General features: G+C 62.8%; 13 protein-coding genes. 7 read left to right on the top strand and 6 right to left on the bottom strand.

Going from position 1 to position 14,443, the window contains the following annotated elements; all coding sequences use genetic code 11:
* Positions 1 to 4 precede the first annotated feature (4 nt).
* A complete protein-coding gene (locus CIW50_RS02340) occupies positions 5 to 1,126 on the top strand; it encodes a Kelch repeat-containing protein (RefSeq protein WP_149529663.1) in 1,122 nt (373 codons plus the stop codon).
* A 270-nt stretch (positions 1,127 to 1,396) separates the two neighbouring features.
* Entirely contained in the window at positions 1,397 to 1,912 is a 516-nt protein-coding gene (locus CIW50_RS02335) for a L,D-transpeptidase (protein ID WP_149529662.1), read from the top strand.
* A 69-nt stretch (positions 1,913 to 1,981) separates the two neighbouring features.
* Here CIW50_RS02335 and CIW50_RS02330 read toward each other — a convergent pair whose 3' ends face one another.
* Positions 1,982 to 2,497 carry a thermonuclease family protein gene (locus CIW50_RS02330; protein WP_246664104.1) on the bottom strand — a complete coding sequence of 172 codons (516 nt, stop codon included), beginning with the start codon at positions 2,495 to 2,497 and terminating at the stop codon, positions 1,982 to 1,984.
* A gap of 111 nt (positions 2,498 to 2,608) precedes the next feature.
* Positions 2,609 to 2,839 carry a DUF1674 domain-containing protein gene (locus CIW50_RS02325; protein ID WP_115033144.1) on the bottom strand — a complete coding sequence of 77 codons (231 nt, stop codon included), beginning with the start codon at positions 2,837 to 2,839 and terminating at the stop codon, positions 2,609 to 2,611.
* A 195-nt stretch (positions 2,840 to 3,034) separates the two neighbouring features.
* Between CIW50_RS02325 and CIW50_RS02320 the strand changes: the two genes are divergently transcribed.
* The 3 genes from CIW50_RS02320 (at position 3,035) to purH (ending at position 7,942) form a co-directional block, all read left to right on the top strand.
* Positions 3,035 to 4,375, top strand: a complete 1,341-nt coding sequence (locus tag CIW50_RS02320) for an RsmB/NOP family class I SAM-dependent RNA methyltransferase (protein ID WP_149529660.1) — start codon at positions 3,035 to 3,037, stop codon at positions 4,373 to 4,375.
* Between the two features lie 182 nt (positions 4,376 to 4,557).
* Positions 4,558 to 6,249 (top strand): heparinase II/III family protein, encoded by a 1,692-nt coding sequence (locus tag CIW50_RS02315; protein ID WP_149529659.1) that lies wholly within the window; start codon positions 4,558 to 4,560, stop codon positions 6,247 to 6,249.
* Positions 6,250 to 6,349: 100 nt separating this feature from the next.
* On the top strand, positions 6,350 to 7,942 hold the full coding sequence (purH, locus tag CIW50_RS02310) for a bifunctional phosphoribosylaminoimidazolecarboxamide formyltransferase/IMP cyclohydrolase (RefSeq protein WP_149529658.1): 1,593 nt from the start codon (positions 6,350 to 6,352) through the stop codon (positions 7,940 to 7,942).
* Between the two features lie 95 nt (positions 7,943 to 8,037).
* Here the strand turns inward: purH and CIW50_RS29410 are convergent, their stop codons facing one another.
* From CIW50_RS29410 to CIW50_RS02295, 3 genes are all read right to left on the bottom strand, one after another.
* Positions 8,038 to 8,277, bottom strand: a complete 240-nt coding sequence (locus CIW50_RS29410) for a nuclear transport factor 2 family protein (protein ID WP_246664103.1) — start codon at positions 8,275 to 8,277, stop codon at positions 8,038 to 8,040.
* A 153-nt stretch (positions 8,278 to 8,430) separates the two neighbouring features.
* The gene (locus tag CIW50_RS02300) at positions 8,431 to 9,327 is read right to left on the bottom strand and encodes an MBL fold metallo-hydrolase (RefSeq protein ID WP_172980195.1); all 897 of its coding nucleotides are present in this window, start codon (positions 9,325 to 9,327) and stop codon (positions 8,431 to 8,433) included.
* A gap of 70 nt (positions 9,328 to 9,397) precedes the next feature.
* Positions 9,398 to 10,042, bottom strand: a complete 645-nt coding sequence (locus CIW50_RS02295) for a DsbA family protein (RefSeq protein ID WP_149529657.1) — start codon at positions 10,040 to 10,042, stop codon at positions 9,398 to 9,400.
* Positions 10,043 to 10,157: 115 nt separating this feature from the next.
* On the opposite strand from CIW50_RS02295, the gene CIW50_RS02290 reads away from it, so the two are divergent.
* Positions 10,158 to 11,042, top strand: a complete 885-nt coding sequence (locus tag CIW50_RS02290; RefSeq protein ID WP_149529656.1) for a LysR family transcriptional regulator — start codon at positions 10,158 to 10,160, stop codon at positions 11,040 to 11,042.
* Positions 11,043 to 11,074: 32 nt separating this feature from the next.
* On the opposite strand, the gene CIW50_RS02285 is transcribed toward CIW50_RS02290, so the two are convergent.
* On the bottom strand, positions 11,075 to 12,466 hold the full coding sequence (locus CIW50_RS02285) for an MFS transporter (RefSeq protein ID WP_149529655.1): 1,392 nt from the start codon (positions 12,464 to 12,466) through the stop codon (positions 11,075 to 11,077).
* A gap of 106 nt (positions 12,467 to 12,572) precedes the next feature.
* Between CIW50_RS02285 and ggt the strand changes: the two genes are divergently transcribed.
* Entirely contained in the window at positions 12,573 to 14,318 is a 1,746-nt protein-coding gene (gene ggt, locus CIW50_RS02280; protein ID WP_149529654.1) for a gamma-glutamyltransferase, read from the top strand.
* Positions 14,319 to 14,443: the final 125 nt, after the last annotated feature.

Genomic DNA, 14,443 nt, shown 5'->3' with positions numbered 1-14,443 from the left:
TGTGATGGACCGTCGGTCATTCGTGTTGGGAAGTGCTGCAGTTGTCGCGGGCGGAGTCTCCGCCCGCGCGCAACATGCTGGTCATCCAGCATTGCCTGCGGCGCCGTCGTCGAAAGAGCCCTACGCCAAATTGCAAGGTGGCGTGCCGCATCACATGACGCCCGAGCAGGAAGCACAACGCGTCACGGAGAGTCCGGCGCCGAAAGGGCCGCAAGGCAAGTGGATATCGCGTGCGGCGCTGCCCTTGCCGCGCAGCGAGATGGCCTGGGCGACTTCATGGGCCGATCGCATGCATATCGTCGGCGGCTATGGCGAAGGCCGCGTCGACCGCCCCTATCACCACGTCTACAATCCCGCTTCGGATCAATGGCTCGACGCCGCGCCGCTGCCGCGCGGCGCCAACCATGTCTCAGTCGCAGCCGATGCCGGACGCGTCTATGCGCTTGGCGGCTTCATGCAGCAGAACCGCGGCTCGGATCAGAACGCTTATGCCTACGATGTAGCCGCCAACCGCTGGGACAATATCGCGCCTTTGCCGCGACCACGCGGTGCCGGTGCCGCCGTTGCGCTGAATGGCAAGATCCATCTGATCGGCGGCGCGTCGGAACCGGCGGCCGAGCGCGCCAGTGTCAGCTGGCACGAGGTCTATGATCCCAAGACCGATAAATGGGAGACCCGCAAGGCACTGCCCGGCGCGCGCGACCATGTCGGCTGCGTTGCCACCCGCGGCGTAATCCATGTGATCGGCGGGCGTTTCAATACGTTCGAGTACAATACCGATTTGCATCATGTGTATCTGCCTGAGCGCGACACATGGGAGCTGCGCGCTGCACTGCCGACGACCCGTTCAGGCCATGGCCTTGTCGTGTATCGCGACCGGCTGTTCGCCATGGGCGGCGAATCCGGCGTGGTACAGAACGGCCAGCTCACCCAGGGCAAGGTGTACGGACAGATGGAAAGCTACGATCCGGTCTCCGACACCTGGCAGAGCCACGCACCGATGCTGACCCCGCGCCATGCGGTCGGCGCCACGGTCATTGGCGACTGGATCTATGTGGCTGGCGGCGGTGCCGTCCTCGGCGGCGCGGTACAATCCGCGGTCCATGAGGCCTTCACGTTAGCCTAGTGACCTGCAACGCATCGCATCGCTGCTCTCACGCGATTGTCAGGGCCGTATGGCCGCCGCCCGGCCATTTTAGGGCGAGTGTTGTTTTCCGGGCATTTACTTTGTTCAGCAGATTTCCTCTTTAGGCCCTCGTTGGCGCGGTCCCTCGCGCCGGCAGAGACCGGTTGTTTACGCGACTGGTTGAGAATTTCCCGTGTGCAATTGTTTTCGCCGCCTTGAGGGCGGCACGACCTCGTCGGCCACAACGGCCGGGCCGAACTGGAGAGCTCGATGTCCTTGAAGATTGCAGGTGCGCTGGCAGCCACCGTTGTCGTTGGCGCCCTGATGATCCCTGCCGCGCAGGCGGCGCCCAATCTGGTTGGCTTCCACGGTGATTATGCACCCGGCACCATCGTCGTGAAGACGAACGAGCGTAAGCTCTATCTTGTGCTCGAACAGGGTCAGGCGGTGCGCTATCCCGTCGGCGTCGGCAAACCCGGCAAACAGTGGGCCGGCGCCACCAAGATCGATGGCAAGTACCGTCAGCCGGCCTGGGCTCCGCCCGCCGACGTCAAGCGCGACAATCCGAGCATCCCGGACGTGATCGCTGGCGGCTCGCCAGCCAATCCGATGGGCGTTGCTGCGATGACCCTCGCCGGCGGCGAATATGCCATCCACGGCACCAACCGGCCTAATTCGATCGGCGGCTATGTCTCTTACGGTTGCGTGCGCATGTATAACGAAGACATCACCGACCTCTTTTCACGGGTCACCGTCGGCACGCCGGTGATCGTCACCCAGCGTTGATTGCTGTCAGCTTCGCCATTCTGAAAAGCCGCGCATATGCGCGGCTTTTTCTTGGCGTGACGCGGGCATTCAGTTTCCAGTGCACCAGCCGCTGCGATGACCACCACCATACGGGCGCGCGTGCCCTGCGTTGAGCATTGCTGCAGACACGTTTGGCGTTTGCCTGGTCGCTACATCGGCGACCACGCGGCCGGGATATTTGTCAGCCCCGATATTGTAGATCGTGAGGCTTCCCTCGCGGAGCAACTTGGTCAGTGCGCCCGTCGCGGTTTCTGCTTTCTGAATCTCGCGCGCACATTGCCCCTTCAGCTCCGGCGCATCGATGCCCCGCAAACGAATGCGTACGCTGACGTCTTCACCCGAGCCAAGGTGAACGCGCGCGCCAAAAGTATCGCCGTCGATGGCATAGCGCATCTCGATCGGGTAGCGCGCCTCGGCATTGCCGGCGCGCCTGATGATCGCCTCGGAATCGCGGGCGGCCTCGGTCTGATCCACGCCGGGCAGGAACGGCAGCCAACGCTTCACCGGCAGCGTGGTGCCGGCGGCCAGGCCAAGCACGAATACCCACGGCATCGCCGCAGACATGCGGGATCGCCACGGCGACGCACGGTGAATGCGCGATGCTGGGGTCATCGTCCTGCGATAATGTGAGTCGAAACAACCAGCCAGAAGAATCTGGCTCAGTGATCCGAAGAGTTAGAAGTCGGACGCAATGCCCTTACGCTCCCAGTCGCCAAAGCGCGTGGGCTCCGGGCCTTCAGGTCCCTGAAACTCTTTCGCTTTCGCCGCAGTATGTGCCGCTGCAGCTGCAGCCCGACGTTCTTCTGCCTCGGCCAGTGCGCGCTGCGCGGCGGGCGTCAAAACTTTCTTCGGTGCCGGCTCAGGCTCGGGCAAAGACGTTGCGGACTCGGAAGGAATGTCGTTCATCTCAGGTTTCCTGCTGAACCGGCAAGGGCGGCACGCGTTACATAAATCAATGTCGAACAGTTGCCGTTCGACTATGAGCATATAAGGGCGATTCTTACATTTGGCATATTCGCATGCGACAGAATCGCTCCCATCCAGTGGCCGCATGCTGAGCCTGCCAGCGCCATTGCCCGCCCTCCGTCGTGATGTTTTAGCATGTCGCAAGTAAGATACGCACCGCCAACCGAGGTCCCCGGCCTCGCCGCGCGACGGATTGCGGCGGATATTCTCGACGGCGTGTTGCACAAGCATCGGACCCTCGACGACCAGCTCGAAGGTGCGGCCGCCCATCCCGGTCTGAAAACCTTATCCGACCGCGACCGCGCGCTGATGCGACGTCTGGTTGCGACGATCCTACGCCGGCTCGGCACGCTCGGGCATATTCTCTCCCGCCTGCTCGACCGTGGTGTTCCCACCGATGCCCCGCGTGCGCAAAGTGCGCTCCTGATCGGCGCGGCCCAGATCCTCTGGATGGATGTGCCGGATCATGCCGCCGTCGATCTGTCGGTCCGCATGGTACAGTCCGATCGCCGTGCCGCGAAATATGCCGGACTGGTCAATGCCGTATTGCGGCGCTGTGCGCGTGAAGGGCAGCCGCTGATCGACGAAGTGGCCGCCCAGACTCTCGACATCCCGCCATGGCTGATGGCGCGCTGGACGGCGCATTACGGCGAGACGGCCGCGAAGGAAATGGCCGTGGCACTGAGCCATGAGCCATGTCTCGACCTCACCGTGAAATCCGAAGCCGATGCCTGGGCTACACGCCTGCACGGCGAAGTGCTTCCAACGGGTTCCGTCCGAACCTTGCTGCAGGGGTCGGTGACCATGCTGCCCGGCTTCGATGACGGCCAATGGTGGGTGCAGGACGCAGCGGCGGCACTCCCAGCTCGGCTGTTCGGCGACCTCAAGGGCAAACGCATCGTCGATCTCTGCGCCGCACCGGGTGGCAAGACTGCACAATTGGTCCAGGGCGGCGCGCAGGTCACTGCCGTTGACCGCTCGCCGAACCGGGTGGCGCGGCTGCGCGAAAATCTGGCGCGGCTGTCGCTGGAAGCCGAGACCGTCGTCGTCGATGGCGCTGAATTTCCCGGCGAGGGCTTCGACGCGGTGTTGCTGGACGCGCCCTGCTCCTCGACCGGCACCATCCGGCGGCATCCGGACGTCGCCTGGCTGAAACAGGACTCCGACATCGTCATGCTGACTGCGCTGCAACGGCGGCTGCTGCAGAAGGCCGCCTCCATCCTGAGGCCCGGCGGAACCCTAGTCTATTGCACCTGTTCGCTGGAGCCCGAAGAAGGCGAACAGGCCATCGCTGACCTGCTGGCCAAGGACTCCAGCATGCGCCGCGCCCCGGCCGACGCCAGCGAAGTGGCAGGCTTGGCCGAGATCGTCACCCCCGAGGGCGATCTGCGCACTTTGCCGAGCCATATGCCCCATGCCGACCCCCGGCTCGGCGGGCTCGACGGCTTCTATGCGGCGCGACTGATTAAATCCTGATATTCACAGAGTAATCTCCCGATTCGCGAGGCTTCCACAGGGGGCCTCCTTGTACTGTGTGCGGACCGCGTTTCCGGCTAAAAGGATTCGCAATAACCCTTTCTCTCCAGTTCAAGGCGCGCGTGGTCGCTCATCGCAGACGTATCTCGGGGCTAATCCTCGGCCGCTTCGCGCGGAGCGCGATGTCGCGCGCGTCTGGAGGATCGGCAGCGCTGGCGAGGCTGTGGCCCGGACGTACCGATCGCCTAATCATCGCGCCGCATGATCTGCGCACCACCGACGCCACTCGTGCAGCCGAGATCTACGCCGGGCGCTTCGTCTTCGCCGGCAAGATCGTTACCTGTCACGGCCGCTCGATCTTCGATTTGGAGCCGCCGTCGGAAGACTGGGAAGTCTCACTACTCGGCTTCGGCTGGCTGCGCCATCTGCGCGCCGCCGACACCGCCATCACGCGCGCCAATGCGCGTTCGCTGATCGATGACTGGATGTCGAATCCGTCGCGCAAGCGCCCCATCGGCCGCCGTGCCGATGTCATCGCCCGCCGCGTGATTTCGCTGCTGTCGCAGGCGCCGCTGGTGCTCGGCGACACCGACGGCAAATTCTATCGCCGCTATCTGCGCTCGCTCAGCCGCGAGATCCGCTCGCTTCGCTACGCGCTGTCGCACGCCCCCGATGGCGTGCCGAAGCTGCAGGTGCTCATTGCGCTGTGTTACGCCTCGCTCTGCCTTGCCAACCAGGCGCGCCAGATCCGCACCGCGACGCGCAAACTCTCCGACGAATTGCAGCGTCAGATCCTCCCCGATGGCGGACACATCTCGCGCAATCCCGGTGCACTGATCGAGCTGCTGATCGATCTGCTGCCACTGCGGCAGACCTTTGCTGCACGTAATATAGCGCCGCCACCCGCGTTGCTGAATGCCATCGATCGGATGATGCCGATGCTGCGATTCTTCCGCCACGGCGATGGATCGTTCGCGCTATTCAACGGCATGAGCAATGCGCCGTCACATCTGCTGGCAACGCTGCTGGCCTATGACGATACCCACGGCGTGCCGATGGCACATATGCCGCATACCGGATTTCAGCGCCTCGAAGCGGGCCAGATGACGGTGATCATCGACACTGGTCCGCCGCCGCCGCCGAGCGTTAGCCATGACGCGCATGCTGGCACGCTGTCATTCGAACTCTCGTCTGGCCCGAGTCGCATTGTCATCAATTGCGGCATGCCATCCACCGGACGCGACAACTGGCGCGCTTTCGCGCGCGGCACGCCCGCGCATTCGACGATGACCTATCACAACACCTCGTCGTGCCAGTTCATCGAACGCAGCGCGATGAAGAAGTTTCTGCAGGGCGCGCCGATCGTCAACGGCCCGCATGTGGTGGAGAGCTATCGCGAGATCAACTCGAACGGCACCATACTGACCACCTCGCATGACGGCTACCAGCCGCGCTTCGGCATCACACATCGGCGCGTGCTGATGATCTCCGAGGACGGCTCGAAGCTCGAAGGCGAGGACATCGTTGCGGCAGCGCCCGGTGCACGACTCAAAGGCAGTAACACCGACTACGCGCTGCGCTTCCACCTGCATCCCTCAGTAAAGGCCAGCCGGCTCAGCGACGCCCGCGGCGTCATGCTGGTATTGCCGAACCGCGACGTCTGGACCTTCGAGGCGCTCGACGACAAGGTCGAGCTGGAGGACAGCGTATTCCTGGCCGGCAATGACGGGCCGCGCCGGACCGCCCAGATCGTGATCCACCAGAACGCCCAGCAGACCTCCAGCATCCGCTGGAGTTTTGCCCGCTCGGCCTCCTCGCCGTCGCAGACCACGGCCCGACGCAACGCCCGCCGCGAGCCGGAATTGCCGTTGTAAATCAGGCCCTCACGACGAAATTGCTGGCATGCAAGCCCTTGCGGTTTCTTGCACCGCGAAACCATGCTACGCGGCGGTCTTCTCCCACGGGATACGCATCATGACCGACCATCCGCGCAAGGTTACTCGCGCTCTATTGTCCGTTTCCGATAAGTCCGGGCTGATCGAATTTGCACGCGCGCTGTCCGCCCACGGCATCGACCTGGTCTCCACCGGCGGTACCGCCAAGGCGATCGCTGCGGCGGGCCTGAAGGTCTCCGATGTGTCCGATCTCACCGGCTTCCCGGAAATGATGGATGGCCGGGTCAAGACGCTGCATCCCAAGGTTCATGGCGGCCTGCTCGCGATCCGCGACAATGCCGAACACGCCAAGGCAATGAAGGATCACGGAATTTCGCAGATCGATCTGCTCGTCGTGAACCTCTACCCGTTCGAGGAGACTGTCGCGAAGAACGCCTCCTATGAGGATTGTATCGAGAATATCGACATCGGCGGCCCGGCCATGATCCGCGCAGCCTCCAAGAACCATGACGACGTCACCGTCGTCGTCGAGCCCTCCGATTATCAGTCGGTGCTCGATGAACTCGCGACCAACAAGGGCGCGACCACGCTGACGCTGCGCCGCCGTCTGGCAGCCAAGGCCTATGCCCGCACTGCCGCCTATGACGCCGCGATCTCGAACTGGTTTGCCGATCAGTTGAAAATCACCGCGCCGGATTTCCGGGCCGTCGGCGGCAAGCTCGTCGAAGCGTTGCGTTACGGCGAGAACCCGCACCAGACCGCCGCGTTCTATCGCACGCCCGAACTGCGTCCCGGCGTGTCCTCGGCGCGGCAGGTGCAGGGCAAGCAACTGTCCTACAACAATATCAACGACACCGATGCGGCCTATGAATGCATCGCCGAGTTCGATCCCAAGCGCACCGCGGCCTGCGTCATCGTCAAGCACGCCAACCCCTGCGGCGTCGCTGAAGGCAGCAGCTTGGTTGAGGCCTATCGCAAGGCACTGGCTTGCGATTCCACCTCGGCATTCGGCGGAATCGTCGCGCTGAACAAGACGCTGGATGCAGATACCGCGCGCGTGATCACGGAGATCTTCACCGAAGTGATCGTCGCGCCTGACGCCACCGAGGAAGCCATCGCCATAGTCGCCGCCAAGAAGACCTTGCGCCTGCTGCTGGCTGGCGCATTGCCGGATCCGCGCGCACCGGGCTTCACGGCGAAGACTGTCGCTGGCGGCATGTTGATCCAGAGCCGTGACAATGCGGTTGTCGACGACATGGTGCTGAAGGCCGTGACCAAGCGTCAGCCGACCGACGCCGAACTGCGCGATCTCAAATTTGCGTTTCGCGTGGCCAAGCACATCAAGTCGAACACCATTGTCTATGCCAAGGACCTCGCTACCGTCGGCATCGGCGCCGGCCAGATGAGCCGCATCGATTCCGCGCGCATCGCAGCCCGCAAGGCGCAGGATGCGGCCATCGAGATGAAGCTTGCACAGCCGATGACCAAGGGATCGGTGGTCGCCTCAGACGCATTCTTCCCGTTCGCCGATGGCTTGCTCGTTGCCATCGAGGCCGGAGCCACTGCGGTTATCCAGCCCGGCGGTTCGGTCCGCGACGATGAAGTGATCAAGGCGGCCGACGATGCCGGCATCGCCATGGTGTTCACCGGCGTTCGCCACTTCAAGCACTAGTTGCGGTCCTGAGGAGCCCGGCTGCGAAGCCAGCGGCTCCCCAGCCGACCGATACACGAAGGCGCTTGATCGTCGCATCGAGCGACGCAATCAGGCTACGGAGCCAAGGCCTGCTGGACCATGAGCGTATCGACATATTGCGTCATGCGCGCGATCTTGCCACTCCTTACCCGATAGAGGTGTGCGAAGGCGGCCCGCATAGACTTGCCTGTCGCCTTGTAGGTCCCGGAGTAAATGCCAAAGGCGGCGACACGGTCGCCGTCTTCAAGATATTCGTGAACGTCGGCGCGGTAGCCTATCCACTCAGTGGCAAGGCGCTGGAACACGCCCGCCACAATCGCCTCCGGTCCCAGGTTCCTGCGTAAGGGAAGCCCTCGGCTTCGGTCCACGCGGCATCAGGGGCGAGAGCGGCCAGCAGATTGCGGCCGTTCTCTTCCGACGATGATCCCTCATAGGTAGCCCGGATCAGATCGAGATTGGCACCCATCTCAGCCCCACTTCATCTCGCCGGTGGCGACCTTGGAGCCGATGTCGAGGGCAACACCCATGCCGAGGCCTGGGAAGCGGGCTTCCATGGCGCTCTTCAGCGTGGCCGAGCTTTTGGCCTTGGCCAGTTCTTCCTCGAAGGCGATAAGGTAAGCCTTGGTGTGCGCAACGCCCGAGAGGTCAGTGGCGGCGTCCGGCGTCATGTGACCGGGCACGACGATGGCCGGCTTGCGAGCGGCAATCTTGTCGAGATTGGCCACCCATGCAACGCGCTGTTCCTTGGTCGGTGAATCCGCGGTCCAGACATACACACCCGCAAAGATCATGACCCCGCCAAACACCCCGTTCAGCGACGGCACGAAGAGATAGCGCCGGCTGGCCAGCCCTTCAGCATCGACGATCTCGATGGTCTCGCCATCGACGCTGAGTTTCTTGTCGTCGAAAGCCTTGGGAATGACGACATCGGCAAGCGTCTGCGGGCCGTTTTCCTTGAGTTGCGGCCCCCAGGCGGCGAGTTTCTTTTCCACATTGCCGTTGATGGCGGCCACCGTATCGGATGCTGCAATCACCCGCGCGTCGGGGAAAGCTTCCTTGATCGGCTTGAGACCGAAGTAGTAATCCGGGTCGGCTTGGCTGACATAGATGCTGGTGAGCTTCTTGCCCGTCGCCTTGATTGCGTCGGCTACGGCCCGGCCGTCTGAATAGGTAAAGCCGCCATCGATCAGAACAGCCTCGGACGCGCCGGTAATGAGCACGGGGGCGCGAAAGAAACCTTTTGGTCCGGCGGGGAAGTGCTTCCACGAAAGCCCACCGGCCGCGTTGCCCGTTCCCTCCGGAGCGAACACAGCGGCTGCGCCGGCGGCCAGAGTTGCTTTCACGATGATTCTCCTGGTGAACATGGATATCTCCTGTGCGAGTGGGTCATGAAAATTCAGGCGTGGCCCGCCTGTCGTTATTGATCGCCAGAACTCAGGCTGCCTTCAGTTCGTCGACGAGCATCTCGATGCTGCCGAACAGACTATTCGTGCTGAGAAGACGTCGGCTGTCCCCGTTGCTCGCAATGAGGGCTGGGACACCATCGGCGCCAAATCGGCGCATCTCGGCACGTGCTGCATCGAGGCGCGTGCGGTTAGCAGCGAGCAACGCCTCGTCAGGAACAGCCAGGCGATCGGCAATCTCCGGCAACTGCAACGCGCGCAGCACATCCGAGAGAACCGAGATGTCCGTGTTGTCACGGCCCTCGACATAGCGTGCATTCTGGATGGCCCTGAGAGCATCGAACTCCCGGTCCGGGGCAGTGAGGGCGACAGCGGTGATCGCGAGCGTCGCCGGGCCGGAATCGAACAGCCGCGTGTGATCCCCAGGGACATTGCGGCGATAGGCTTCGCTGAAGGGCTGTCCGCTCAGGCGGGAAATGCGCTGGTCATTGGCCCAGGCATAGGCGGCAAAACTGTCGTCCATCGGCCTGGCACCAGACCCGGCAAAAAGGCCGGTTGGAGCTAGCGCTATGGTGAAGTCCGGCAGAGCGGCAAGCTTTTCGAGAATCGCGGAAGCGCCGTAGCACCAGCCGCAGAGCGGATCGAAGAGATAGGTGATCTGCGTGGTAGCGGCCATATCGGTCTCCTTGGACGCGATGTATGGCACGCGCCGAATGATCGAATAAGGCCAACAAACCTGACAGAATGTATGCTATTGACTTACAATCTGTCCATTCCTCACGGTCATCACGATGAACCTGAACCGGTTGGCTTATTTCGCCGCGGTCGTTGATACGGGCTCATTTACGCGCGCGGCAGAGCGGCTCGGCATCACCAAGGCCGTGGTGAGCCAGCAGGTGACGCAACTCGAACAGGAGTTGCGGACCAGCCTTCTCGTCCGTACCACGCGGCGCGTCCATCCGACCGAGGCCGGCCGCATGTTTCACGCACGTTGCGTCATGATCTTGCGGGAAGCGGAGGATGCCTTCAACGAACTCGCCCAGGCGGCTGCCGAACCGACCGGCACCCTGCGCATCACCGCACCCAATGACTACGGCATCGCAGTGGTCGTTCCGGTCGTCACGGCTTTCACGGCACGCTATCCCCGCTGCCGCGTAGAGCAGACGCTAAGCGACCAGACAATGGATCTCACCTCCGGCAAGATCGACATGGCGATCCGGGTCGGCTGGCTCGCAGATTCCAGCCTGCAGGCTCGCAAGATCGGATCCTTCCAACAATTGCTGGTCAGTGCTCCTGCCATCGCGGATCGGATCGCGGCCACCCACGATCCAAAGGATCTCGCCGCTATGCCGTTCATTGCCAACATGGCGCTGCGCGAACCACTACTCTGTCAGTTCTCGCGCGGCGACCTCGAACGACGGACGGTGCGCATGCAGGCAAGCATTGCCATCGACACGACCCCAGGAGTACTCGCGGCAGTCAAAGCCGGTGGCGGGCTTTCCGTTTTGCCGGATTTCTTGGTGGCCGAAGATCTGGCCTCGGGGCGTCTGAGCCACGTCCTCCCGGAATGGCAGCTGCCGTCCGGCGGTATCTACACAGTCTACCCTGCGGCACAATTCCGGCCGCGCAAGGTGACCGCCTTTGTTGAAATGCTCATGGCCGCTGAGCGAAAATAAGGAATCGCGTGCAGATATCCGGCACGCGCACCCTAGTCTTCCCGAACGCGCGCGAGCAGGCCGAGGCCTGCGACGAAGAACAGCACCAGCACCGCCATGCCGGCCTTCTGGCTGGCGGTTACCGCGGTCACGAGGCCGATCAGCAACGGTCCTATGAAGGATGTCACCTTCCCGGTCAGCGCGAACAGACCGAAGAACTGCGCAATGCGATCCTGCGGCGCCAGCCGGATCAGCAGCGTGCGCGACGCCGCCTGCAGCGGGCCGCCCGCCATGCCGATCAGGCAACCTAAAACGAGATAGGCCTTCTCTGCAGGCGCCGCGAACAAACCGCCACCAGGCACTGGCGGCCTGACCTTGATGAAGAAGATCGTCTCGCTATCGATCAGCAGAATAGCGATGATCGAGATCAGCAGCAGCAGGATGCTGCCGGTGATCACGCGCTTCGGTCCCAATGCATCGTCGAGCTTGCCGCCCATGAAGGCGCCGAAGGTGCCGGCGATAGCAAGAACGATACCGAAAGTGCCAATCTGAATCGTATTCCAGCCGAAGGTGCCGGCCGCGTAGATGCCGCCGAACGCAAACAGCGACACCAGCCCGTCGGTGTAGATCATGTTGGCAAGCAGGAACGCCATCATTGAGCGATGCTTCGGCAATTCAGCGAGCGTGTGCTTGAGATCGGCGAGACCCTCCCGCACAGCGCTCCGCGCAGAAACCTTCGCGGGAAAGTCGGGCGTCAGCAGAAACATCGGCAGCACGAAGACGACGAACCACAATCCCGACAGAGGTGCCGAAATACGATCGCCCTGGAATGTCGTGGGGTCGAGACCGAGGATCGGGACCAATCCGAATAGCGTGCGTCCCGTGGTGGGGTTGGCGGCCATGAAGCCGAGCACGATGATGAGGCTGAGAATGCCGCCGACATAACCGAGCGCCCAGCCGGAGCCGGACAGGCGACCGATTTTATCCAGCGGCACCAGCGTCGGCATCATCGCATTGTTGAAGACAGTGGCGAATTCCACGCCGATGGTCGCGAGGCCATAGGCGATCAGGAGCGGCAGGATGATAGCGGGATCGCCGGGTTTGCCTATCCACATGATACAGGCCCCGATCACAAAGATCGCGCCGAAGCCTGCGATCCACGGCTTGCGGCGACCGCTTGCATCAGCGATCGCGCCGAGCATCGGCGATGCCAGCGCGATGATCAGTCCGGCGGCGGCGGTCGCGAAGCCCCACAGCGATTGCCCGGTGGCGGCGTCGGATGCCACGCGCGTGGCAAAATAAGGCGCGAAGACAAAGGTTGTGATGAGACTGAAGTAAGGCTGGGCTGCCCAGTCGAAAAACATCCAGCTGATCACCGCGGAGCGCGGTGGATAGGTTTTTGGCACGGCTGTCACAGAGGCTGATGAAGCGGCGGCGACCGCCATGCGTGGTATCCCCCGCGAATCACAGAGTGTTGTCTCGTACGTTTCACAAGCCATATAGCATTCGAGACGGCGATGCGATCATGTTCGCTGTCAGCCGGAGTGATCGATGGCACCGTTTGATTTTCTGCGTTGTACGTGCGTCGCAGCACTCGCGTTTATACTCATCCTCCCAGCATCGACAAACGCGCAACAGACGCGTGACATCTATACTCCTGCACCGGCGGGCACACTCAAGCCCGTCACTGCCAAACACGGCATGGTCGTCGCCCAGGAGAAGATCTCCGCCAAGGTCGGAGCGGATGTCATGGCGCGGGGTGGCAATGCGATCGATGCAGCTGTTGCGAGCGGTTTCGCCATGGCCGTCACCTATCCGCGCGCCGGCAATATCGGCGGCGGCGGTTTCATGGTGATCCATACGGCTGCCGGCGAGGACATCACCATCGACTACCGCGAGACTGCGCCGGCCGCCACCACCCGTGACATGTTTCTCGGCAGCGACCGCCAGCCGGATATCGCGAAATCGCGCGACTCCGCATTGGGCATCGGCGTCCCCGGCACGGTGGCAGGACTTGCGCTGGCGCTGGAAAAATACGGCTCCGGCAAGTTCACCCTGGCGGATCTGTTGCAGCCCGCGATTGCGCTGGCGCGCGACGGCTTCGTCGTGGCGGACGATATCGCCGCCACGCTGCCTGACCTGCAGCGACGCACCGCGCGCTGGCCGTCATCGGTCAAGATCTTCTCACGCACCGATGGCACAGCGCTGCAGCCGGGCGATACGCTGATCCAGAGCGACCTTGCTGCGACATTGACGGCGATCGCGGCGCAAGGACCACGCGGATTCTATGAAGGCCCGGTGGCGCAGAGGCTGGTCGATGGCATCAACAAGGCTGGCGGCATTTTCGCGATCGAAGACCTCAAGACCTATCAACCGGTGATCCGCCAGCCGGTGCGCGGCAGCTATCGGGGCTACGACATCGTCTCGATGCCGCTGCCGTCGTCCGGCGGCACGGTGCTGTTGGAAACACTCAACATCCTCGAGGGCTTTCCAGTGGCAACCTTGCGGCAAGGTTCGGCGCCGTCACTGCATCTGCTGATCGAGGCGATGAAACGCGCTTATGCCGATCGCGCGCGCTATCTTGGCGATCCCGCATTCGTTAACGCGCCGATTGCGATACTGACATCGAAAGACTACGCCGCCAAACAGCGTGCCTCGATCGATTCCGACAAAGCGACGCCATGGACCGATGCGCTTTCTGCGGTGCCGCCGCGCGAAGGGCAGAATACAACCCACTATTCCGTGGTCGATGCGGCCGGCAATGTTGTGAGCAATACCTATACGCTCAACTTTCCCTACGGCGTCGGCCTCGTCGCCGATGGCACGGGCGTGTTGATGAATAACGAACTCGACGATTTCACCGCGGCACCCGGCGCCTCGAATGCCTTCGGTCTGGTCGGCTTCGAAGCCAACCTGCCCGGCCCGGGCAAGCGACCGTTGTCATCGATGTCGCCGACCATCGTACTGAAGGACGGCAAGCCGGTGCTCGTCACGGGGTCCCCCGGCGGCAGCCGCATCATCTCGACGGTGCTGCAGGTGATCGTCAATGTGATCGACTACAAAATGGACGTGATGTCAGCCGTGGCCGCACCGCGCCTTCACCACCAGTGGCTGCCCGATGAAGTCCGCATCGAACGCGGCTTCAGCGAGGAAGCTCTCAATGCACTGCGTGCGATGGGCCATAAGGTGATCGAGCCCATGGGACAGACTTCGGCCAATTCTATTCTGGTGACGCCGGACGGCTTGCTTGGTGCTCCTGATCCGCGTACGCGTGGCGCTGAGGCATCTGGATACTAACGTCCGAAGACATATCCGGTGCTCCCAAGGGGGTACGGATGGGCGCCCCCGAACCAAGACCACAACAGGGGGGGAACGATCTTGAGCAGCAACAGACCAGCCGATCCCGGCGCCATCGAGCGCGC

This window comes from Tardiphaga sp. P9-11 (genome assembly GCF_008329525.1).
Classification (GTDB): Bacteria; Pseudomonadota; Alphaproteobacteria; order Rhizobiales; family Xanthobacteraceae; genus Tardiphaga.
The sequence above is the reverse complement of the archived record's forward strand: the minus strand, read 5'-3'. Positions and strand labels throughout refer to the sequence as shown.